This is a genomic window from Ochrobactrum sp. MYb379, assembly GCF_037479515.1.
Lineage (GTDB): Bacteria > Pseudomonadota > Alphaproteobacteria > Rhizobiales > Rhizobiaceae > Brucella.
Genome location: NZ_JBBGYW010000003.1, coordinates 1 through 22,898, shown reverse-complemented (window position 1 = coordinate 22,898; position 22,898 = coordinate 1). Strand labels below are relative to the sequence as shown.

Genomic DNA, 22,898 nt, shown 5'->3' with positions numbered 1-22,898 from the left:
TTTGCACAGGCGATTGACGGGAGCTGTTTGTCGAAAATTCAGATCAATCTCGGGAGTTATTCAGTGAAACCATCTCATTATAAAAATGCAATTCTGGGTGGCTTGTTTGCAGCAGCCACCCTGTTGAGCGCACCAGCCTTTTCCGCAGAGCTCGATTTTAGCCCGGAGCAGCCAAACCGTCTGCGCACGGAAAAGAGTGACGCTGTCATCAATGCCGTGCCGAAAGATTTCAAATTCGTGCAGAACGATAAGTTCGTCGTCGGCATCAATCCATGGGTCCCTCCGATCAGCACCTATGCAACGGACGCAAAGACTGTCGTGGCTTTTGATCCTGATCTCATTCAGCTCGTTTCCGACACATTGGGTCGTGAACTGGTGCTTGTGCCGATTGCGTGGGCTGACTGGCCGCTTTCGCTTCAGTCCGGCAAGTTCGATGCTGTTATTTCCAATGTGACCGTAACCGAAGAGCGTAAGGAAAAGTTCGACTTCTCGACCTATCGCAAGGATGAACTCGGCTTTTATGTGAAGGCTGGCAGCGCAATCACGTCGCTGAAAGAGCCGAAGGACATTGCGGGTCTCAAAATCATCACCGATCCAGGCACCAATCAGGAAAACATCCTTGTGCAATGGGACAAGCAGAACGTTGAAGCGGGTCTGAAGCCTGTTGAAATTCAGTATTACGACGATGATGCGGTCAAGAGCCTTGCAATTGATTCCGGTCGCGCGGATGCGGTGTTCAGTGTCAACGCCGTGCAGGCCTATGCAGCATCGCAGCATGGCAAAACCAAGCTTGTCGGAACTGTGAGCGGTGGCTGGCCACAGACAGCAGAAGTGGCAATCACCACACGCAAGGGCAGCGGTCTGGCCGATGCGCTCACGCTTTCACTCAACGAACTTATCAAAAATGGCAAGTACCAGCAGGTGCTTGAACGCTGGAGCTTGAGCTCAGAAGCTGTTGATCAGGCCAAAACGAATCCGGCTGGCCTGCCAAAAAGCGGATCGTAAAATCCGCTCGTAAAGAGCCAGAATATCGAGAAATCAGGTCATTACATGGAGCTTTAAGCTCAAGGAGATGGGAATATGACATATATCAGAAAAGCGGGATACTTCACTGCAGGCCTGATTTCGATGGCTGTGCTGACTTCGGGGACAGCGTGGAGCGAGGGTAAGTTTGACCTTAGCCCCGAACAGCCAAACCGCTTGCGGGTTGAGAAAAGCGATAATCGTATCGATGAGGTTAAGAACTTCAAATTCGTCAAAGATGGTGTTCTGACAATCGGTATCAGCACCAGCGGACACTTACCGCTGCATGATTATGCGTCTGACTCCAAGACCGTTATTGGCTACGATGTCGATCTGGCTCAGATCGTTGCAGACAGTCTTGGACGGGATTTGGAACTGGTTTCTGTTGCCTGGGCTGATTGGCCGCTCGGTCTTGCTTCCGGCAAATTCGACGCTGTGATTTCCAACGTTACAGTGACGGAAGAGCGCAAAGAGAAGTTTGACTTTTCTACTTACCGCAAGGATGAGCTTGGCTTTTACGTCAAGTCAGACAGCGCAATTGGCGAGTTGAAGCAGCCAAAAGACATTGAAGGTCTCAAGATCATTACTGATGCTGGCACCAATCAGGAAAAGGTGTTGCTTGAGTGGGATCGTCAGAATGTTGCAGCTGGTCTGAAACCGATTGAGGTACAGTATTACGACGATGATGCCGTAAAAGATCTCGCGATCCAGAGCGGCCGCGCTGATGCAGTGTTCAGCGTGAATGCGACACAGGCCTATTCGGCTGGTATCAACGGGAAGACCAAGCTTGTTGGCACCGTCAGTGGTGGCTGGCCGATTACCGCTGAAATTGCAGTGACAACGCGCAAAGGCAGCGGGCTTGCGCAGCCGCTGACCAATGTCCTCAACGATCTGATTGCAAGCGGTGCCTATACCAAGGTTCTCGAAACATGGAACCTTGGACCAGAAGCCATCACCGAGGCACATACAAACCCGCAGGGTCTGCCAAAAAGCGGATCGTAAGGGTTTGGGCTGGCGCATGAGGGGTGCTTGCGCCAGCCCACAAGTTTTCAAACAGATGGAGAATGGTTTATGAGAGCAAGTGCTCTGTTGTTCGCTACATGGGCGGCGTTCGCGGCTTCGTCTCTGCCAGCATTCGCGGCAGACGATTTTGATTTGTCGCCTGAACAGTCAGGGCGCATTCACGTCCAGAAAGATGCCGTAGCAATTGCCGCCATCCCCGCCGATTTCAAGTTCGTAACGCCGGGCAAGTTGACTGTGGCGGTTGCACCCGGAGGACCACCACTTGCAGCCTATGCAACAGATGCCAAAACGGTCGTTGGGGCTGATCTGGATTATGCATCGGCCATTGCTGAGAGCCTCGGCCTTGAACTGGAAAGCGTGCCGGTTGCGTGGATTGACTGGCCGCTAGGTCTTGCATCTGGCAAGTATGACGCGGTGATCTCAAATGTTGGCGTTACAGAGGAACGCAAAGAGAAGTTCGATTTTTCGACCTATCGGCAGGGTCTACATGGCCTGTTTGTGAAAACTGACAGTGCCGTTACGTCCATTAAAGAACCCAAAGATGCTGCTGGTTTGCGCATTATCGTGGGAGCTGGAACCAATCAGGAGCGTATCCTCGTCAAGTGGAGTGAGGAAAACGAAAAGGCCGGGCTAAAGCCGCTTGAACTGCAATATTATGATGATGAGGCCGCGAGCCTTTTGGCTGTGCAGTCGGGACGTGCCGATGTGATTGTGCAGCCTCATGCACAGCTTGTGTTCATTGCCTCGCGTGACGGAAATATCAAACGTGTGGGTACGCTGAGCGCAGGTTGGCCAGATCGGTCCGACGTGGCGATCACTACACGTAAAGGCAGCGGTCTGGCTGATCCGCTGACTGTGGCCACCAACACTCTGATTAAGAGCGGCGACTACGCTCGTATTCTTGATCGCTGGCATCTGAGTGAAGAAGCCTTAGAGCGATCTGAAACCAATCCGCCCGGATTACCAAAGTTTAAATAACCTTCCCAATGCAGCATTTATCGAAGGACACAACGTGCCAAAAACGATTGATTACTTCTTTTCCATCGGATCGCCATGGTCTTACTTGGGGCTTGATACGCTTGAGGAACTGGCAGAACGGCATGTGGTCGAAATAAAGCCTTATCTTGCAACTGTGATTGAAGAGAACGGTGGCATCTTCTCGCGCAACCGGCCGGAAGCCCGGCGCGCTTATGGCACGCAAGATCTTAAGCGTTGGGCCAGATTTCGTGGCAAGCCACTTTTGATTGATGATAGGCCCGCTCTGAGCGATCCGACCCCTGCATCCTTCAGTGTAATCGCGGCCTATCTGGATGGTCAGAACTGGCTGCAACTCACCCGCGTTCTGCAAAACGCCTTCTGGTCCGAAGCGAAAGATATTGGCAATCCAGAGGTCCGCAGGGCGGTCGCGGATGAAGCGGGCTTCGATGGCGCGTATCTTGTCGGGCGCGAAAATGATCACGATGTTCAGGCCAAGTGGAAGGCTGATCGTGAGCGTGCTGTCGATAAGGGTGTGTTCGGTTTCCCGACCTATATCTATGACACTGAGACTTACTGGGGGCAGGATAATCTCCGATTTCTAGCAAGCCATCTTCGGGGAGAAACGTTTTAAATTCAAATGGCTGCATTAGAAGTTTCAGATAATGCAGCCAGTTGTTAAATCGTTTTTCAGCGAAGCGCGTAGCCCCCATCCGGATAGAGCGTTGAGCCTGTTACAAAGCGGTTTTCCATAAGATAAAGCACTGTATCAGCGATCTCCTGCTCAGTTCCGGGACGTCCAACGAGTGACGCTCCGCGATAATGCTCAAAGGCCATCTCGCGTATTTCTTGCGGGCGATTTTGCCATAAATGGCCATCAATTGTGCCCGGTGAAATCGTATTCACACGGATGGGGGCAAGGTCAATTGCCAGTCCACGGCCAAGTCCTTCAATCGCACTGTTACAGGCGGCATAGATCGCTCCACCCTTGATCGGTCTCGCACCGGCAGCACCAGCCATCAATGTGATGGACCCCGCTTTATCGAGATAAGGTAATGCCTGCTTTACGGCCCAATACTGCCCCCAGAATTTGGAGCGAAAGGGGCTTTCGATTGCCTGCTCATTGTTGCTGTCGATACCAGCGATTGTATAGGTCGCGGCAGAAATAAACAGATGATCGAATTTACTCGCTGTTTTGAAAAAGGCTGCAAGCAATTCATGGTCAGATGTATCGACCTCTAAAGCTTTTGCGCGTTCGCCAAGTTTTGCCGCTGCCGCTTGTAATTTCTGGGCGTCGCGTGCGCCAATAATGACATTGGCACCCTTCGCTATGGCAGTTTGAGCAACCGAAAAGCCGATGCCTGTGCTTCCACCAATCACAACGATAGTCTTATCTTTCAACGCATCTGACATTTTTTTGCCCTTTGCAGACTGGATTTCTGTGTGAGGCAATTTATCATGGATAAAATTTCGCATTTCTGGCATTTTATATAGTCATATAAGACACATAGTATCGAATAATGATCTCAAACGAACGATTTAATGGTATCAGAGCTTTCGTTCAGGCGGAGCAGTCGGGTAGTTTTGCTGCTGCATCTTTAGTGCTTGGGTTGTCGCAATCTGCAGTTAGCAAGGCTGTTGCACGACTTGAAGAGCGTCTCGGTGTCCGGTTGTTTCAACGTACCACCCGCAGCTTAAGCCTAACGGACGAGGGACGTGTCTATCTTGAAAGCTGCCGCCGTGCGCTTGAAGAACTCGCCAATGCAGAGACGGTACTTTCTTCGCGTCAGGAAGTGCCTACAGGTCGGGTCAGGATTAATCTGCCGGACCTGTTCGGGCGCAAACGCATTGCACCAATTCTGATGCAATTGGCTAGAGAGCATCAAAACATTCATTTTGAGGTGTCGTTTGAGAACCGCATTGTAAACCTTATCGAAGAAGGGTTTGATTTCGCGGTTCGTATTGGCCATTTGCCGGATAGCACAGATCTATTTTCAAAATGCATCGGCCAGCAAGATGTCATTATTTGCGCAGCGCCTAGCTATATCGCTTTGTATGGCGAACCACTGAAGCTGGAACAACTACTTGAGCATAGCTGTATCACGCAGTTTCGGGGTAGGCAGAGTGACGCATGGCTTACATTGAACGCTGAAGGAGAGGCTGTTCGATGCGAGATGCGCGCAAAGCACAGTTTTGCAGCCTACGATATGATTGTAGATGCGGCAGCGGCCGGTCTTGGCCTCGCACAGGTACCGCAATGGCTCGTTGAAGATCAGCTCTCATCTGGTGCGCTGGTTCAGGTCTTATCAGCTGTTAAAATGCCGGTGCTTCCCATCCATATCCTGTGGCCCGGCGGACGTGTTCTCGCTTCGCGCGTGCGGGTAACAATTGACGCTATAGCAGAGGATTTGAGATGGATCGCACCGCGCTGAATTTGATAAGCGCGGCGCAAGTGATGTCATTGGCTGGGAAGACTGTTTCCTGCCGGGGCGCTAAGCTCGAAGAGATGCGCTCCATTCTCACCGCTGATTTCTCGATAGCCAATGATGCGAAACCATTTGACGACGTCAGGTCGATCAAGCCAGCTTCTTGAATGGATGGGGCGGTCGCCAGAAAGAGCCTGAATTTGTCTTATGTGCTTGCGACAGAACCTGACTGACCGTGCATTGAAAAAGTCTTCTTTGGCTGCAAAAAGTGTGTCTGTAGCCTCGTCAGCTTCCTGCCATGCAATAATGGCGACGACTTTGTCGCCTTCAATCAACGCATGCGCACGGCCCTCACTGAGATTCATTGTGAAATTATCATGGGCAGCTTTTACGTCTTTTCCGGCAGAGCTATATTCAGTCGCCATACGCTCTGAAAGGTCGTGAAAAACGCTCTCAAGATCACCGACACTCGCTGTGCGTGCTTTCATTTTTCTGACCTCCCTTTGTTGTTTTCCTCAAGGCCCAGAAGCGAAACCATTTTGCCTCCGAGGCTGATCGGAACCACATCTTCAACGTCAAAACGCCGATGTCGGTTCCACTCAGAAATTATGCCATGTCGCGTTTGTCGATAAAACCCAATAAAGATGACGCTATATGTTGGGGTGAAGTTTATCATCTCTATGTGACAGATGATGAGCATGATGATGCATGAATCACGGAAATATGAAGCGTAAATTCCTTGAGTAGCGCAGGCTGCGCAACCATATTTCTTAGCTCAATGAACCTGTAGTCGTAAAATCATTGATCTGATCAGCACTCATCAAGACGATCCCACATTTCGCAATAGCCTCAGGAACAATCAATTGACAAAGTCACTTCATCTTACGGCGTTTATGCGCCCTGTAAGTCTCCATACTGGCGCTTGGCGATATCCGGGCGCCTATGCCGACGCGAATTTCAATTTTCAGCATCTGAAAGCCTTTGCGCAAAAGCTAGAAGCGGCCAAGTTCGACGCATTTTTCATGGCAGACCACCTTGCAGTCCTGAACATGCCTGTCGAGGCACTGAAGCGCAGTCACACCGTTACGTCGTTTGAGCCATTTACGTTGCTTTCGGCTTTGGCTGCGGTGACTGATAAAATTGGTCTGGCCGCGACCGCCTCCACAACATTTGAAGAGCCGTACCATATTGCTCGCCGCTTTGCGTCGCTCGATCATATCAGTCAAGGGCGTGCTGCATGGAATATCGTGACGACGTCAAACCCAGATTCAGCTTTGAATTTTGGCAAGGATGAGCACGCTGAACATGGAGAACGTTATAAGCGTGCGCGTGAGTTCTATGATGTTGTAACTGGCCTGTGGGATAGCTTTGCGGATGATGCCTTCATTCGCGATCAGGAAAGCGGTATCTTCTTCGATCCATCTAAAATGCATGTTTTAGACCATCATGGCGATGATTTTAACGTGCGTGGACCACTCAATATCGCGCGCCCCGTACAAGGATGGCCAGTTATTGTTCAGGCAGGCCAATCAGAGCCGGGTCGCAAGCTGGCGGCAGAAACTGCGGAAGTGGTATTTTGTGCGCCGCGCGACATTGGTGAATCGAAAAAGCTTTATGCTGATTTGAAGTCGCGCTTGGCTACTGCCGGTCGCGCGCCAACGTCGCTGAAGATATTGCCTGCAGCCTTCATCGTCCTTGGTGATAGCATTGAGGAAGCCAAGCAGAAGCGTGCGAAGCTCGATAGTCTTGTTCACTATGATAGCGGTATTGCATCTCTATCTATAGCTCTTGGCCATGATGTATCAGGCTTCGATCCCGACGCCTATCTGCCTCAAATTCCCGAAACCAATGCAAGCAAGTCTGGCAGGGCGCAAGTGCTTAAATTGGCTGAAGAGGAAAAGCTGACTGTCCGTCAGCTCGCTCAGCGTTATGGCGGCTATTCAGGCCTTGCTTTCGTCGGAACCGTCGAAAGCGTTGCCGATGAAATGCAGAAATGGCTGGAAGAGGATGCGAGCGACGGCTTCACGGTTGTATTCCCGTTTCTGCCGGAAGGCCTTGATGATGTAGCGGATAAATTGGTGCCGGAATTACAACGTCGTGGCATTTTCCGCACCGATTACGAGGGCGCCACGCTGCGTGAACACCTGGGTCTCCCACGCCCTTCAAACCGCTTTTTTAATGGCAGCTAAGGTGTCTGAACTCTGAACCGATGTCGCGGGATGGATCGGTATTTTCAAACCGAGATTGTCCCGCAATGTCGGACCATCATAATCGCTGCGGGCAAGCCCGCGGCGACGAAGCTCCGGCAGCACCAGCTCGGCAAAGTCTTCCAGACCTGCCGGAAAGATAGGCGGCATCACATTGAAGCCATCCGCGCCATAGGTTTCAAAACGCTCTTCGAGTGCGTCAGCCACGTCCGTCGCCGTGCCGATGATTTGCAGATGACCACGCGCACCTGCAACCCGTAGATAAAGTTCGCGAATGGTCAGATTTTCGCGCCGCGCCAATTCAAACAGAAGCTCTTGTCTGCTTTTGCTGCCTTGAGTTTCCGGCAACTCCGGCACGGGACCGTCGAGATCGAACTGAGAAAGGTCGGGGCCAGACCAGCCCGAAGACAGAATATTGAGCCCCACAGACGGGTGAATAAGGTTCTGGAGCTGATCGAACTTATCCTGGGCCTCTTGCCTCGTGCGGCCAACAACCGGAAAAATGCCTGGCATGATTTTTATATCGTCGGCATCACGGCCATAGTGCGCTGCACGCTGTTTGACATCTTTGTAGAAAGCGGAAGCTTCCTCAACCGTCTGCTGTGCTGTGAAAACAACATCTGCACTTTTTGCTGCCAGTTCCTTTCCAGCTGCCGATGAACCGGCCTGCACCGTTACCGGATGTCCTTGCGGCGAACGCGGCACATTTAACGGTCCCTGAACGGAAAAGTGCTTACCCTTATGATCAAGCACATGCCGCTTGTTAGGGTCGAAGAACCGTGCCTGCTCCTTGTCATAAAGAAAGGCATCATCTTCCCAGCTATTCCATAGCCCCGTGACGACATCGGCAAATTCTTCCGCCCGTTCATAACGGTCGGCATGTTCATAATGACGGTCGAGATTGAAATTGCGCGCCTCAAAGTCGCTGGCCGAAGTGACAAGGTTATAGCCTGCGCGACCACCGCTTAAATGGTCAAGTGAGGCAAATTTTCGTGCGATGTGAAAAGGCTCATTGAAGCTCGATGAGGCTGTTGCAACAAGACCGATATGGCTGGTGACAGCCGAGAGCGAGGACAAAAGCGTGAGTGGCTCAAACTGTGCTACGTAGCTATGCGCTGTGCGGCTCAGAATTTCGAGATTGTCGCCGCGAGTTCCTGCACCATCAGCAAGAAACAGCAGATCGAATTTGGCTGCTTCTGCCAGCGAGGCAACGTTGCGGTAATAGTCGAAATTGATGCCAGCATTTGCAACAGCATCCGGGTGCCGCCATGCCGCAATATGGTGGCCGACCGGATAGACGAACAAGCCAAAACGCAGAAAACCCTCACGCTTTGCCATTTCAGGCGCTCCGGGCTTGAGATGGTGTTGCAACGGATAAGGCTGGCAGTTCCAGATTGGCTCGGAAGTCAGAACCGATATAATCCGTATCAATCAACGACCGGCGTCGAAGCTCCGGGATCAGACCATTGAGAAGCAAATCTTCCTGATCGGGATTACCAATGCCGTGCAGCGTGAGAACATCGACAGCACCCGTATTGAAGCGTTCTTCAATCGCATCAACGAGTTGCTCCGGCGTGCCAGCCACCGACCAGTGACCGGTTTCCTGTGCCTCAATAATCAACTGACGCAGCGTCAGGCCTTCACGCGCATAGCGGCGGAAGACTTCAACACGGCCCCGGCGGCGGTTAATGCTGGTGACTTCCGGCAGCAGGTTTTCCGGTAGAGACTTGTCGAGCGGCAGATCGCTCAGATCAATATGACCGCCGAGCATATCTGCAAGTTTGACACGCCCCTGATCATAATCGATAGCCTCATGCTTATCCTTCACACGGCGTGCAACATCGGCTTCCGATGAGCCAATGAGCGAATGAAGCGAGTTCATGATGAATGGCAGATTGTTGCCGCGGCCAAACTGTGCTGCTCTGCGGCACAGCTCGGTGGCAAAGGCCACAGCGTCTTCAAGCTTTGGCTGCGATGTATAAACAACCTCCGCATAGCGTGCGCCAACTGTGACACCGGCGTCGGATTGGCCGGCCTGAAACTGAACCGGACGACCCTGCGGCAGAGGTGGCACATTCAGTGGCCCTTCTACGCTGAAATGCTTGCCACGATAGTTGATGGGGTGAAATTTCGACGGATCAACCGCGATATTCCCCGAAGCTTTGCGGGTGATTGCATCGCGTTCATTTGCATCATAAAGCGCGTTGACGATCTCGATAAATTCCGCAGCCCGTTCATAGCGCTCTTCCGGACTTGGCAGATCGCCGCCGAAATTTTCTTCGCCGACCGAAGAGGTAACGGCATTCCAGCCCGTTCTGCCACCGCTCAAATGATCCAGCGTTCCGATCTGGCGTGCGAGATTATAAGGATGCAAAAATGTCGTTGAGACGGTCGCAATAAGCCCGATATGCGATGTGGCATGTGCCAGCGCTGCAAGCGCGATAACCGGGTCTTGCGTGCCAGTGGTGCCTGCAAGACCCGCCGGATCAAGTTGCAGAAGGTCGGCAGTAAAAAGACCGGTGATTTTCTCGGCTTCCGCCTTCTTTGCCAACTCTATTGCGCGTTTGAACCCAAAGGTCTTGTCCTGGTCATTGTCTGCGGAAACAACGTTGCTGGCACCGAACAGGGTTTTCAAGCGGCGGGTACGTGTTTTGGTCATGGTAATGTCCTTGTAAATTAAGCGGCGCTTATCGTTGGAACCGCATCCAGCAGGGCGCGTGTGTAATTGTGCTGTGGTTGGGAAAAGACGCGTTCAACAGCGCCGCTTTCAACGATGCGACCGTCCTTCATCACCAGAACGCGGTCTGTCAGATGATGGACGACGCCAAGGTCGTGGGAAATGAACAGAAGCGATGTGCCTGAAGCTGCTTGTAGCTCGGCCAGAAGGTCGAGCACCTGAGCCTGCACCGATACATCGAGCGCGCTTACAGGCTCGTCGGCCACCAAAAGTTTCGGGCGCGGTGCAAAGGCACGCGCGATGGCGACACGCTGGCGCTGACCGCCCGACAATTCACGGGGATAGCGCTTGAGAAACTGCGCCCCCAGACGCACGGCATCCAGCACTTCCACCACGCGCTTGCGGCGTTCATCGCCATAGATATGAACGGAATCAAGGCTTTCACCGACGATCTTTTCAACCGTGTAACGCGGATCGAACGAACTGAGGGCATCCTGTGCAATCAGTTGCATATGCGCACGTTGTTCGCGGCGCTGCTCCTCGCGCAGATTGCTCCATAGCCTGCTATCAATATGCACTGTACCCTGGTCGGGTTCTGTGAGTCCTAGAACGATCTTTGCGGCGGTGGTTTTGCCAGAGCCGGATTCCCCAACAATGCCGAGCGCTTCGCCAGCTTTCAGCGAGAATGAGACATCATTGACGGCCAAAGGCGTGTTGGCTTTGCCATAATGTTTGAAAAGCCCTTTGGCTTCCAGAACATTGGTGCTCTCATCGATGCGCTTTGCTGGCAGAGCCACCCTGACTTGAGCTTGGTGCGGCTGTGCTGGCGATAGCCGGTAGCCCCGCGACCCGGCCGACGGTACGGCTTCAAGCAAATGTCGGGTATAGGCTTCCTTCGGCGCATTGAGGATCTGGTTAGTCGGGCCTTCCTCAACGATGCGGCCATTGTGCATGACCAGAACGCGATCGGCCAGCCGTGATACAACAGCAAGATCATGGCTAATCAGCAGAAGTGTGTGTCCCGCCCGGCGACGCTCCGCAAGAAGATCGAGGATCTGTTTCTGAACCGTCGCGTCAAGCGCTGTGGTCGGTTCGTCGGCAATGAGCAGTGACGGCGAACGTGCAACTGCTGTTGCGATCAGTGCGCGTTGCCGCAAACCGCCGGAAAGCTGATGTGGATATTGCAACAATCTGCGATCAGGGTCGGGAATGCCGACCGAGCGCAGCAGTGCCTTGCTGCGGTCCGTGCCATCCGGCCTTCGGAAGAAGCCCTTGACGCCGAAGGCATCGGAAAGCTGTTGCGAGATACGACGTAGCGGATCGAGCGAAACCAGCGCGTCCTGCAGGACAAAGCCGATTTTGTTGCCACGAAGACCGCGCCATTCCTTATCGCGGTAATCAAGGACATTCAGACCATCGACTTCAAAGCGGTCGGCTTTGACGATTGCGCTTGGGCCTGAAAGTCCGATTAGTGCTCGTGCCGTCACTGACTTGCCCGAACCGGACTCTCCAACAAGCGCTACCGTCTCACCGGGGTGAATGGTCAAATTGATGCCTTCGACGACTTTGACCAACTGGTCATCGCGTTGAAAGCTGATGGATAGATTGCGGATTTCAACAAGGGGCGTTGTCATGACTGTCTCCGGCCTTCAAAGGCAAGCTGCCAGCGTCGTCCGAGAATGCTGATGGAGATAACGGTGAGTGTGATGGCCAGACCGGGCCAGACGCCAATCCACCATGCGACACGCAGATAATTGCGCGCTTCTGAGAGCATCGCGCCCCATTCGGGAGCTGGCGGCTGCGGTCCCATGCCAAGAAAGCTCAAGCCCGCAGCGCTGATGATTGCTGTGCCAAGCCCGATTGTTCCAAGGATTGGTACCTGCGCAATGGCGTGGGGCAATACGTGCCGCAACACGAGGATGTGACGCTTCAGCCCAAATGTTTTCGCCTGCTCGACATAACCGCTTTGCGCGATAACAAAGGTCTGCGCGCGCACGACGCGGGCAAAACGCGGAATGATAGCAACCCCAAGCGCAAAGATCAGATTGACGGTGCCCGGTCCTGTGAACGAGATGAAAACAAGAGCCAGCAGCAGATCGGGAAACGAGGACACCACATCGAGAAAGCGGGAAATTGCTTCATCAACCAAGCCGCGCGATAGTCCAGCCAGCAGCCCCAAAATCGAGCCAGCGATAGCACCGATCGCTACAGCGCTAAAGCCGATCAGAACGGAATAGCGCGCACCGTGAACCACGCGTGAAAACACATCGCGGCCCAAATGATCGGTGCCAAACCAATGTTCTGCAGAAGGCGGTAATTGTGCTTGTAGCGGATCCGCGAGCAATGGATCGGCTGTTGTAAGTAAACCCGGCCAGAGTGTTGCAACGGCAATGAGCGTTAGAAAGAGTGATGGTAGTGCCAGTGACGGGCGCGAAAGGATCAATCGGGTCAGATCACGTAAGCTTGTACCAGCCGGTTTTGCCGTCGAGTGCGTTTCAAGTGCGGGGGTGACACTCATGATTTATCTCCGGCCTTCGGTTCTCAGGCGCGGATCAATCAGCAGATAGAGCACATCAACGATGGTGCTCATCACCACATAGATAAACGCCGAGAAAATAGCGACAGCCAGCACCACCGGTAGGTCGTGATAAAGCACTGCATCAACCGTGATGCGCCCAAGACCGGGACGTCCGAAAACGGCTTCGGTGATGACTGCGCCTGAAAGAAGTCCACCAATCAGCCAGCCGGTGAGTGTCACGGCTGGCAGCGACGCATGGCGCAAACCATGTCGAAGCCGCAACACGAGATCGCTGGTTCCCCAACTACGAACGGTGAGCGCGAAGGGTTCTTCCAGTGCGCGTTCCAGACCTTCGCGTAGGACCTGTCCGATCACCGCGCCTAAAGACAAACCAAGCGATAGAGCTGGAAGAACGAGTGCTGCGAAATTCCTGTCGCCCGACACAGGAAACAGCTTGAGTGTGAAGGAGAAGACGAAGAGAAGAACGATGCCAAGCCAGAAGGATGGCGTTGAAATCAGCACAAGTTCTGTGCCGGCCGCGATTGAACGCGGCAGCTTTTTACCAGCAGTCAGGACCGCGCTACTCACCGCAAAGACGATTGCCACAAAAAGCGAGGCCCCTGCGAGCTTTAGCGTCGGCCACATCTGCGAATAAAGCAGCTCAGAAACATCTGTTTGCAGATAATAAGAGCGGCCAAAATCGCCATGCAGAATGCGTCCGAGATAGGACAGGTATTGTACGAATATCGGTTCACCTAGACCCCATTCTGCACGAATGGCGGCCTCTACTTCAGGCGTGCGTAACTGCTCGCCAATCAATATGCTGACGATATCGCCCGGCGCGAGGTGGACGCTGATGAAGCTCAGGGTGATCGCCGCCCAAAGCACCAGTAGACCTGAGCTTATGCGCAGGGTGATTTGTCCCGTAAGACTGTTACGCGGAACTCCGAAACGCCGGGGCAACCAGCTTGCGGGTGCGCGACCGATGGTCGTGGTATTTTCAGCATCCATGATCTGTAGCTCCTTTGTGTCGAAGTCCGCGAAAAAGCGTGCTTATTCGCTGCGCCAGATATTGTGCGCGCTTTCTGGAAGTTGCTTGAATGGGCGGAAGCTGATGCCTTTGACGTAGCTTGCTGCCGCAACCTGATCTTCTGGCTCGTAAAGCGGCAGGGCATAGGCCTGATCCAAAATGGCGAAGTTTTGCAGCTTGCTGTAAAGCTCAAACCGCTTGGCCTGATCGAGCGTCGAAGCGGCTTCGTTTAGCAATTGCGCCAACTCAGGCGCGGATGCGCGGCTGTAATTGATGTAGCCGCCCTTATCGAGTGGCAGGTAATGCAGCTCGATATCGATAGCGTCGGTTGGCGTGTTGGAATTGGCAATCGAGCCAAATTCGCCGGTCTTTCGGCGATCTGTGTAGGTTCCGGCATCCACATAAACGATCTTGAGATCAATGCCCGCACTCTGGCGCGCCTGCGCCTGCAAAGCCTGCAAGAGAACGTCCCGCTGGTCACGCACTGTTGCCTGTGCCTGAATAACTTCGATGGTCAGCGGCTTGCCATCCTTGGTGCGGAAGCCTTCCGCATTGCGTTCCGTCCAGCCCGCTTCATCAAGAAGCTTATTGGCAAGCTCTGGATTTGCACCGTATTTTCCCTCGATGCTTTTATCGTAGAACTGCGGATCAATAGGCGAAGTGATGCCCCATGCGCGGGTGCGTTCCCCGCGATAGACAGACTTGAGAACGGCATCGACATCAATCGCGGCAACCAGCGCTTTGCGAACATTCAGCTCCTGCGTTGGCCCCCATTCGACATTGAGGAAAAGCGAATAAGGTGTGCCGGTATTCAAGGCCGTCTGATAGGTGAAGTCAGGATTGTCCTTGAACAAGGCCGCATCATTGCCGGAAACACCTTCAATGACATCAACCTGACCAGACGTAAGGGCGCCGGTTCTGACCGAGGACTCGCCCAGGAAACGGTAGGTCACTTCATCCAGATAGGCTGGCCCCTGATGAGCAGCATTTGCTGGTGCCCAGTTGTAATCCGGGTTTTTTGCGAAGTTGAGTTCCTGTCCTTTGGCATAGCGCTTCAAAATGAAAGGACCGGTTCCTGCAATCTGAGGTCCGCCGGATTTGATTTCTTCAGATTTGAATGCAGCAGGCGAGAGAATTTCCAGGCTGGCAATATAATCGAGAAATGGCGCGTAAATGCCTTTGAGTGTGAAACTGACGGTGTTTTCGTCAAGCGCCTTCGCTTCTGCAATGCGCGACACTGGCCCGGTGCTTGTGCTGCCGGAATAGGCTGGGTCTTTGAGCGCCGTAATGTTGGCTACGACCGCTTCCGCATTGAATTTTTCGCCGTCCGTAAACTTCACATCATCGCGTAGCGTGAATGTGTAGGTTTTACCGTCGTCCGAAATCTTATGATCTTTCGCAAGCCAAGATACATAACCGCCGTCAGCGGTACGTGCGAGCAGCGATTCATAAGCATTGCGCAGCAGAAGTTTGGTTTTGTCCTGACCATTGAGTTGCGGATTGAGCGTTGCAGGCTGTGTTTCAACGCCCCAGACCAGCTTGCCACCTTCAACGGGTTTGGCATCTTCCGCGAATGCGATTTTTGGCAGTGCGACCGCTGCGAAAACTGCGGTTCCGAGTGTCAGGAAATATCGGCGATTAAGCATGTATCGGTCTCTCGTAAGAAGGATGAAATTAATCTTGAAGCCAGATGTCGTAGGCGTTTTCCGGAAGCCGCTTGAAAGCGCGGAAACCAATGCCTTGAACGCGGGATGATGCGACGATTTGATCGGCAGGCACGTAGAGCGGCAGGCCATAGGCCTGATCAAGCAACGCAAAACGTTGCAGTTCTGCGTAAGTCTCAAAGCGCTTTTTGGGATCGAGCGTGGAAGCGCCTTCGTCCAGCCATTGGGAGACTTTGGGGTCTTCTGTCCGGCTATAGTTGATCGAGCCGCCCTTATCGCGTGGCAGATAATGGAAATAGATGGTGACGCCGTTTTCCTGCGTCGTGGTCGAGTTTGGAATGATGCCGTATTCGCCGTCTTTCTGACGGCTGGAATAGGTGCCCGCATCTACATATTGCAGCGCAATATCGATGCCTGCATTCTGCCGCGCCTGTGCTTGCACGGCCTGCAACAGAATATCCCTCTGATCACGCACGGTGGATTGCGACTGCACAACCTCGATTGTCAGACGTTTGCCGTCTTTGGTGCGAAAGCCGTCCGCATCACGTTCTGTCCAGCCAGCTTCATCGAGAAGCTTATTGGCAAATTCTGGATTAAACCCGTAAGTGCCTTCAATCGACTTGTCGTAAAAGTCAGTGTCAGCGGGCGTAAGAATGCCCCAAGCACGTTCGCGTTCACCGCGATAAACCGACTGAATAATGCGTTCGACATCGACGGCAGCCAGCACTGCTTTACGGACATTGACGTCGGAAGTGGGTTCGCGGGTGATGTTGAGATAGAGTGTGTAGGGTGTTCCGGTATTGAGCGCAGCCTGATAGGTAAATTCCGGATTATCCTTGAAAAGCTGTGCGTCATTGCCCGAAATACCTTCTGCGGCATCAATCTGCCCGGAAGTGAGTGCGCCGATACGCACTGAGGATTCAGGCAGGAAACGATAGGTCACATCATCAAGATAGGCCGGGCCTTGATGCGCGGCATTTTGGGGCGCCCAATTATAATCAGGGTTTTTAACGAAACGGATTTCCTGACCCTTGATATAACGGTCGATAACGAATGGCCCGGTTCCTGCGACTTCTGTTCCACCAGCCTTCAGCTGTGTAGACTCGAATGCTTTGGGCGAGATCAGTTCAATGCCGGCCGCACCATCCAGAAAAGGTGCGTAAACGCGGTCGAGTTTTATAACGACAGTTAGTGGGTCAACGGCGGTTACTTCGCTGACACGCGCGACATGCCCTGCACTGATGCTTCCCGAATAAGTGGGTTCTTTGAGTTTGCTAAAGTTGAGAGCAACAGCCGCCGCATCGAATTTTTCACCATCCGAAAACTTCACGCCGTCGCGTAGTTTAAACGTGTAGGTTTTGCCGTCTTCAGCAACTTCATAGCTCTTGGCGAGCCATGGCACATAACCACCCTCCGGTGTGCGGGCCAAAAGGGATTCATAGCTGTTGCGCAAGATGAGCTTGGCTTTGGCCTGACCGTTCAAGTGCGGATTGAGCGTGCTTGGCTCTGTCTCAACGCCCCATGTGAGAGAGCCGCCACTGACTGGCTTGGCTTCTGTTTGAGCGTAAGTTGTTGTTAAGCCTGCAGCGATGGTGAAAGCAATAGCGCTGGCACCTGTAAGAAAAATTCGTCTTGTTACCACGTTGATCATCCAGTGTCGGGAGATTGGGAAAACTTATGCCGCGATTGCCGGGCGATTGTTGGCGAGCAGCTCAATGGTTTTGAGACGATGGCTGCCCTCTGAAACTGGACAGTCGATAACGAACTCAGCGATGCCAAAATCATGATGCAGGCGTTGAAGTTCGGCGTGAACATGGCGGGCCGTGCCGCGAATGACATGCGGTATGCGCTCTTCGATTGTGTATTCCGTGGCGCCTGCCTGCCTTACATATTCCAGTGCTTGCTCACGGCTGCCGACATTGACAGGCTGCGAGCCTTTAGCGGTTACGCGGAAACGACTTGTGTTAACGGCCAGTTTTTCCGCCTCAGCATCGTTCTCAGCAACAATAACGCTGACCGCTAAAATTGCAGGGCGGTTCGCAATTGACTGATAGGCTTCTACCGCTTCTTTGATCGCTATCGGATCGCCTTGAATGTGGCCAGCATAGACGAAATCCCAATTGAGGCGCGCTGCAAGCTGAGCGCTTTCAACACTGGCACCCAGCAAGAAACGGTCAGGCTTTTGCGGTGGAACCGGATAGGCCGCCAGATGATTTTCGTCGTCAGCCGTTTTGATGGGATGGCTTAGGTAATGGTCAAGCTCTTTCAGTTGTTCTTCAAAGGATAGCTTTTGGTCCGGATCATAAGCCCCTTGCAGTGCGCGCGTTGAAAGCGGCAGGCCGCCCGGCGCTTTTCCGACACCCAAATCGACCCGTCCTGGAGCAAGAGAGGCAAGGAGATTGAAGTTTTCAGCAACCTTGTAAGCACTATAGTGCTGCAACATCACGCCGCCCGAGCCGATACGAATATGTTTCGTATGTGCCAACAAAAAGCTGATCAGCACTTCCGGCGAAGAACTGGCGAGTGCTGGCGAATTGTGATGCTCGGCCACCCAGAAACGATGAAAACCTGCGGCTTCCGCTTTCTGTGCAAGCTTTATTGTGCGGCTGAGAGCCGTTTGGGCATCTTCGCCATCATGAATAGGGCTTTTGTCGAGAAAGCTAAGCGCATAAGGCATGTTGTCCCCATCAGTAAAATCAATGAAGATATAGCCTATGTTTTTTGTAGAGTTTTAATCTAGCAATGTTCTTCTAATATTTGTTGTTTGATTAAACGTTCATGCCGTGCAAATCATAAAACAAAGATGCACCGTATAGAAAATATGCTTTTCCATGTTTTGGTTTTGCTGTCTGAAAACCGCTCATGAAAAAGTATTTGTTTCTATAGAGGTCTCTTATGGTAGATATTATTACCCAATCCTCACTTTTGGACCCAGCTGCGCAGCCACTTATTGATGGCTTGGTTCAAGAGTATGACAGCCGCTACGCGAACTTAGATCGTCCCGGTGGTGCGCGCACGGAAATCCTTCGCTACCCAACGGAGGCATTCGCGCCGCCGCTTGGAGGTTTTTTGCTGTTGCAGCGCGATGGAGAGACTATCGCCGGTGGTGCGTTTATGAGCCAGGATGATGAGACAGTGGAGCTCAAACGCATCTGGACTGCATCGCATTTGCGCAGACAGGGACTGGCGCGCCGCATCGTCGTCGCTCTTGAGGAAGCTGCTGGAGAGTTGGGTTATACGCGGGCCTATCTTTCGACAGGCTTCCGCCAGCCGGAGGCGACTGCCCTCTATATCTCGCTCGGCTATCGACCGCTGTTTGATACATCAGTCGATGTTCAGCGCTATCGCTCACTGCCTTTTGAAAAGCATATCGGACCCAAGTTGGGGCATCCAATTGCTACGCCAATTTATCCGGCCGCAGCTTCGTTTGAAGAGGCAACACAACGTGTGCAGGAACGCAAAGCGGTGCAGGAAGCAAAAATCCTGGCGCGACTTCAAAGCTATCGCGAAACAGCTGCTTAAAGGGGGCAGAATATGCCATTTTCCAATATTGAACATTTTGCTTTTCTCATTCCCGGCAGTCACCGTGAGGACAATCCGGCCCAAGGCATTGAAGATACGTTGCAACTTTTCGAGCATGGAGAGCGACTAGGCTATGACAGTGGCTGGGTGCGCCAGCGTCATCTGGAGCGTGGCATTTCTTCTGCATCGACCTTCCTTGCAGCTGCATCGCAGCGAACAAAACGCATTGGCCTAGGCACTGCGGTTATTCAGCTTGGCTATGAAAATCCATTTCGTCTTGCTGAGGATTTGGCGACCGTCGATCTGCTTTCACATGGCAGGCTAAATGTTGGTGTCTCGGTTGGTGCACCGCCTTTTGCGCATCTGATTGAGGACTTTGTTGATACGGTTCCAATTGCTGATTACAGCCATGCGCGGGCTGAAAAACTGGCGCGAGCCTTACGCTCAGAGCCGCTTTCGGGTGAGACCGAAGCGGGCAATGCTGCTGGCGCACAAATTCCACGTTTAAGGCCGTTCGCTGAGGGACTGACAGACCGCTTGTGGTATGGCGGTGGTTCACAAAACTCCGCAAAATGGGCGGGGCAGGCTGGCTTCAACCTTTTAACCGGCAACATTGTCAGCGGCGAAAACACAGATGATTTTCTGACCGCGCAGAAAGCGTTGATTGAGCGATTCCGGCAAGAGTGGGCGCATGAACGCGCGCCGCGTGTTGCTCTGGGTCGTGTGATCTTGCCAACCGATAGCGCTAGCCCAGATGCACGTCGTCGCTATGCTGAATTTGTTGCTGAGCGCGATAAAAGGACTGGTTTTGCTCACGGTCCGCGTCGCACGCTGTTCTTGCCGGATATCGTCGGTACGACTGATGAGATTCTGGAAACACTATCCAAAGATCCGGTTTTGCCGTTGGTGTCAGAGTTTCGGCTTGAGCTACCTTATGAGTTCTTTGCTGAGGATTATGCGCAAATTTTGAGCGATTTCGCAAAGATCATCCCAGCCTCCGGCGCTTCTCGTCCAGAACTCAGCGCCCTTCGTGCTGGCTAGCCATCAATCAATTTTTGACGATCGGAATAAAGACATGACGCAATCCAAAGGTCTACTCTTCGGTGTGGGTATCGATGTGGCTACCGCTTCGCAGAACAGTGACAAGCCATCGCGAGAGTTCTGGACCGAGCTGACAAAGCCGTTTGACGACGAGTTCGCATTTCTGACGCTGGAAGATAGTTTTGCTAACGAAAATGGCGACGGGTTGGATGCCATATTGCTTGCAAATTGGTTGGCTCCACGTTTGTCAAATATCGGAATTATCGCTGGTGCGGCGGTGAATTTTCTGGAGCCGTTTCACGTCTCAACTGCCATTGCAACGCTCGATTATGTCAGTGAGGGACGGGCAGGCCTTTTGGTGCAAAATCTTGCAAAAGAACGCAATATCGAGGCGAACGAAGCTCTAGGCGTTTTGAACGGCTACCCTTCGCTAGAACAAGAAGTACTTGATCGCGATGCGCAAGACGCAATCGAAGTGATCCGCAGGCTGTGGGATAGCTGGGAAGATGATGCGGTCATTCGCGATAAGAAAACCCAGCGTTTTCTTGATGCTTCCAAGCTTCACTATATCAAGTTTGAGAGCGATAATTTTAAGGTTCTTGGGCCGTCGATTACACCGCGCCCACCGCAGGGACAGCCTGTCGTTGCGACCACAATCACCAACCATAATGACATTGTCAAAGCACGCGGCGCTGACGTCGTTTTTGTTCCCGTGGATGAACCACTTTTCAAAGCGATAGGTGGTACTGCGCCCGTAATCGTCGGAGATATCGAGCTTTCAGAAGTGCCAAATGTAGAGCGAGTGATTGAAAATATTCTCCGAAGCGAAGCGCTGTGCGCGAAGGGGATAAGGTTGGTTTTGTCCGATCCGAAATCACAAAGCGATTTTGTTCTGAATGAGCTGCTGCCAGCACTGCGTGAGCAAAAGCTTATTCGCGATGTGGAAGGCTCCACGCTGCGTGCGCGCTTTGGTCTGCCTGAAGCAATTAATCGTTACGAAACAGCCGCTTGAGCGAAGGAGAAACCACAATGACAAAGCTTAAGCAGGTTATTCTTGGAGCGCAGTTTCCGGGCGTCAACAATTTCACCGTTTGGAGCGACCCGGCAGCAGGGAGCCAGATTGAGTTTTCATCGTTCCGGCATTTTGCCGAAACAATTGAACGTGGAAAATTTGATTTTATCTTTCTGGCGGAGGGGTTGAGGGTACGCGAGCAAAAAGGCAAACTGCACGAACTCGATGTTGCAGGCCGTCCGAATACGCTGGCCATTCTCACCGCATTGTCTTCAATCACCGAGCATGTCGGGCTGATCGGTACGCTCACCACCACATTTAACGAGCCTTATGCACTGGCTCGTCAGCTCGCGACATTTGATATTCTCTCAGGTGGCCGTGCTGGTTGGAATGTGGTGACGTCACCTGGCGCATTTACGGGCGCAAATTTCCGGCGGGGTGATCATCTGCCTTTTAAGGAACGCTATGAGCGTGCGCGCGAGTTTCTGGATGCCGCGCAAAAAATCTGGGGCGGTGGTGAGTTTGCTTTCAAGGGGAAGCACTTCGATATTAAGGGGCATTCTGATTTAGCACCTCTGCCGCAAGGTGCGCCTGTAATTGCACAGGCTGGGGACTCGCAGGAAGGGCGGGAGCTGGCTGCGAGTCATGCCGATGTTATTTATTCGCGGCATGGCACACTTGAAGCCGGTCAACAGTTCTATCACGATGTGAAGCAGCGCCTTGCGCATTACGGACGTAGCCCAGATTCACTCAAAATCTTACCGGGCGCAAATTTTGTTTTGGGTGATACGCTAGAGGATGCTCAGCACAAGCTGCGTCAGATACGTCTACAGCAAGTTAGCCCGAAATCGGCGATTACGTTTTTGGAACAGGTTTGGAACCGTGATCTTTCAAGCTATGATCCGGACGGTCCTCTGCCGGAACTTGAACCGGATGTTGCACATGAGCAATTGGCTTTGGGGCGTGCCAACCGTTATGATGACCGCATTGATACGGCGCGGGCATGGCGTGAGCTTGCTGACCGAGATAAGCTCAGCATACGTGATTTAATTATCAAGGTAACAGCGCGACAGGAATTTGTGGGCACGCCGCAAACAATTGCGGATGAAATCAACACATACGTGCAAGCCGATGCTGCTGATGGCTTCGTTTTTGCACCACATCTCACGCCGGGCGGCTTTGATGAGTTTGTCGAAAAAGTAATCCCTATTTTGCAGGATAAGGGCGTGTATCGTGAAGAATATTCGACAAGCACGCTAAAAGGCAATCTGGGTCTAAGTTTTTAACATTTGATCTTGGGAACGTATTGCTAAGTGCATCATATCTATGATCACGGTATCTGATATGCTTTTACTATCAAAAGAAGCCTAGGCTTTCGCAGATGTCTTAAGTTTAAGACATCTGCACGCGTTCGCATCGAGATTACGGGCGACGACTGTCGAATCCGACTGGGGTATTTGTGACAGATGTCCGTTGCTTAATCATGGCTCTACTAACACCGTATCAGTTGTCGATTTTGCTAAGGTTATCGTCTTGTTTGTTTATGACTTCTCGACAGGCGGAGTCGCTCAAATTTTGCATGCCCAGTTCAAAAGTGTTGCCAAGGTGTAAATTAATAAATCAAGGAATGGTAAATCAACGTAAGAAATAAGACGTTAGCCATCAATTTATGTATTTTAAAATGAAATCAAAATGATAGTTATGATTAGAAAATTAATATGCATTCATTTGATCAGGTAATAATTCCTAATGCGCTATATATTATTTCAATATGTTAAAA

20 protein-coding genes are annotated in these 22,898 nt (G+C 52.3%); 10 read left to right on the top strand and 10 right to left on the bottom strand.

The features are described from left to right. The first annotated feature begins 63 nt into the window (after positions 1-63). The 4 genes from WH356_RS07360 (at position 64) to WH356_RS07345 (ending at position 3,655) form a co-directional block, all read left to right on the top strand. Complete coding sequence (locus tag WH356_RS07360; RefSeq protein ID WP_445253644.1) at positions 64-1,005, top strand: ABC transporter substrate-binding protein; 942 nt, start codon at positions 64-66, stop codon at positions 1,003-1,005. Between the two features lie 75 nt (positions 1,006-1,080). Beyond that, positions 1,081-2,025, top strand: coding sequence for an ABC transporter substrate-binding protein (locus tag WH356_RS07355; protein ID WP_339509548.1), 945 nt, complete (start codon positions 1,081-1,083; stop codon positions 2,023-2,025). 69 nt (positions 2,026-2,094) lie between these two features. Next, complete coding sequence (locus tag WH356_RS07350) at positions 2,095-3,024, top strand: ABC transporter substrate-binding protein (protein WP_339509547.1); 930 nt, start codon at positions 2,095-2,097, stop codon at positions 3,022-3,024. 34 nt (positions 3,025-3,058) lie between these two features. Further along, positions 3,059-3,655: a 2-hydroxychromene-2-carboxylate isomerase gene (locus WH356_RS07345; protein WP_339509546.1), complete on the top strand. Its 597-nt coding sequence runs from the start codon at positions 3,059-3,061 to the stop codon at positions 3,653-3,655. Between the two features lie 56 nt (positions 3,656-3,711). Here WH356_RS07345 and WH356_RS07340 read toward each other — a convergent pair whose 3' ends face one another. Then, positions 3,712-4,434, bottom strand: coding sequence for an SDR family oxidoreductase (locus WH356_RS07340; protein ID WP_339509545.1), 723 nt, complete (start codon positions 4,432-4,434; stop codon positions 3,712-3,714). 107 nt (positions 4,435-4,541) lie between these two features. Between WH356_RS07340 and WH356_RS07335 the strand changes: the two genes are divergently transcribed. Further along, positions 4,542-5,453, top strand: coding sequence for a LysR substrate-binding domain-containing protein (locus tag WH356_RS07335; protein WP_339509544.1), 912 nt, complete (start codon positions 4,542-4,544; stop codon positions 5,451-5,453). A 26-nt stretch (positions 5,454-5,479) separates the two neighbouring features. Here WH356_RS07335 and WH356_RS07330 read toward each other — a convergent pair whose 3' ends face one another. Continuing rightward, positions 5,480-5,935 (bottom strand): hypothetical protein, encoded by a 456-nt coding sequence (locus WH356_RS07330; protein WP_339509543.1) that lies wholly within the window; start codon positions 5,933-5,935, stop codon positions 5,480-5,482. A 375-nt stretch (positions 5,936-6,310) separates the two neighbouring features. Here WH356_RS07330 and WH356_RS07325 point away from each other — a divergent pair, with 375 nt between their 5' ends. Continuing rightward, a complete protein-coding gene (locus WH356_RS07325; protein ID WP_339509542.1) occupies positions 6,311-7,636 on the top strand; it encodes an LLM class flavin-dependent oxidoreductase in 1,326 nt (441 codons plus the stop codon). Here the strand turns inward: WH356_RS07325 and WH356_RS07320 are convergent. From WH356_RS07320 to WH356_RS07285, 8 genes are read right to left on the bottom strand one after another with little or no spacing between them, the layout of a single operon-like run. Next, positions 7,610-8,992, bottom strand: a complete 1,383-nt coding sequence (locus WH356_RS07320) for an LLM class flavin-dependent oxidoreductase (protein WP_339509541.1) — start codon at positions 8,990-8,992, stop codon at positions 7,610-7,612. The two genes, WH356_RS07325 and WH356_RS07320, sit on opposite strands and share 27 nt — an antisense overlap. 1 nt (position 8,993) lies before the next feature. Then, positions 8,994-10,313, bottom strand: coding sequence for an NtaA/DmoA family FMN-dependent monooxygenase (locus tag WH356_RS07315; RefSeq protein ID WP_339509540.1), 1,320 nt, complete (start codon positions 10,311-10,313; stop codon positions 8,994-8,996). Between the two features lie 17 nt (positions 10,314-10,330). Continuing rightward, the gene (locus WH356_RS07310; protein ID WP_339509539.1) at positions 10,331-11,965 is read right to left on the bottom strand and encodes an ABC transporter ATP-binding protein; all 1,635 of its coding nucleotides are present in this window, start codon (positions 11,963-11,965) and stop codon (positions 10,331-10,333) included. Further along, complete coding sequence (locus WH356_RS07305) at positions 11,962-12,849, bottom strand: ABC transporter permease (RefSeq protein ID WP_339509538.1); 888 nt, start codon at positions 12,847-12,849, stop codon at positions 11,962-11,964. Before WH356_RS07305 ends, WH356_RS07310 begins: the two co-directional genes overlap by 4 nt. 3 nt (positions 12,850-12,852) lie before the next feature. Next, on the bottom strand, positions 12,853-13,860 hold the full coding sequence (locus WH356_RS07300) for an ABC transporter permease (RefSeq protein WP_339509537.1): 1,008 nt from the start codon (positions 13,858-13,860) through the stop codon (positions 12,853-12,855). 42 nt (positions 13,861-13,902) lie between these two features. Further along, a complete protein-coding gene (locus WH356_RS07295) occupies positions 13,903-15,525 on the bottom strand; it encodes an ABC transporter substrate-binding protein (protein ID WP_339509536.1) in 1,623 nt (540 codons plus the stop codon). A gap of 28 nt (positions 15,526-15,553) precedes the next feature. After that, positions 15,554-17,185 (bottom strand): ABC transporter substrate-binding protein, encoded by a 1,632-nt coding sequence (locus WH356_RS07290; protein ID WP_339509535.1) that lies wholly within the window; start codon positions 17,183-17,185, stop codon positions 15,554-15,556. A 33-nt stretch (positions 17,186-17,218) separates the two neighbouring features. Further along, positions 17,219-18,220 (bottom strand): LLM class flavin-dependent oxidoreductase, encoded by a 1,002-nt coding sequence (locus WH356_RS07285; RefSeq protein WP_339509534.1) that lies wholly within the window; start codon positions 18,218-18,220, stop codon positions 17,219-17,221. Positions 18,221-18,438: 218 nt separating this feature from the next. Between WH356_RS07285 and WH356_RS07280 the strand changes: the two genes are divergently transcribed. The 4 genes from WH356_RS07280 to WH356_RS07265 are packed head-to-tail and all read left to right on the top strand — an operon-like array spanning position 18,439 to position 22,404. Then, a complete protein-coding gene (locus WH356_RS07280; protein WP_339509533.1) occupies positions 18,439-19,065 on the top strand; it encodes a GNAT family N-acetyltransferase in 627 nt (208 codons plus the stop codon). 12 nt (positions 19,066-19,077) lie between these two features. Continuing rightward, positions 19,078-20,106 (top strand): LLM class flavin-dependent oxidoreductase, encoded by a 1,029-nt coding sequence (locus WH356_RS07275; RefSeq protein WP_339509532.1) that lies wholly within the window; start codon positions 19,078-19,080, stop codon positions 20,104-20,106. A gap of 34 nt (positions 20,107-20,140) precedes the next feature. Next, a complete protein-coding gene (locus tag WH356_RS07270) occupies positions 20,141-21,118 on the top strand; it encodes an LLM class flavin-dependent oxidoreductase (protein WP_339509531.1) in 978 nt (325 codons plus the stop codon). 17 nt (positions 21,119-21,135) lie between these two features. Further along, positions 21,136-22,404 carry an NtaA/DmoA family FMN-dependent monooxygenase gene (locus WH356_RS07265; RefSeq protein ID WP_339509530.1) on the top strand — a complete coding sequence of 423 codons (1,269 nt, stop codon included), beginning with the start codon at positions 21,136-21,138 and terminating at the stop codon, positions 22,402-22,404. Positions 22,405-22,898: the final 494 nt, after the last annotated feature.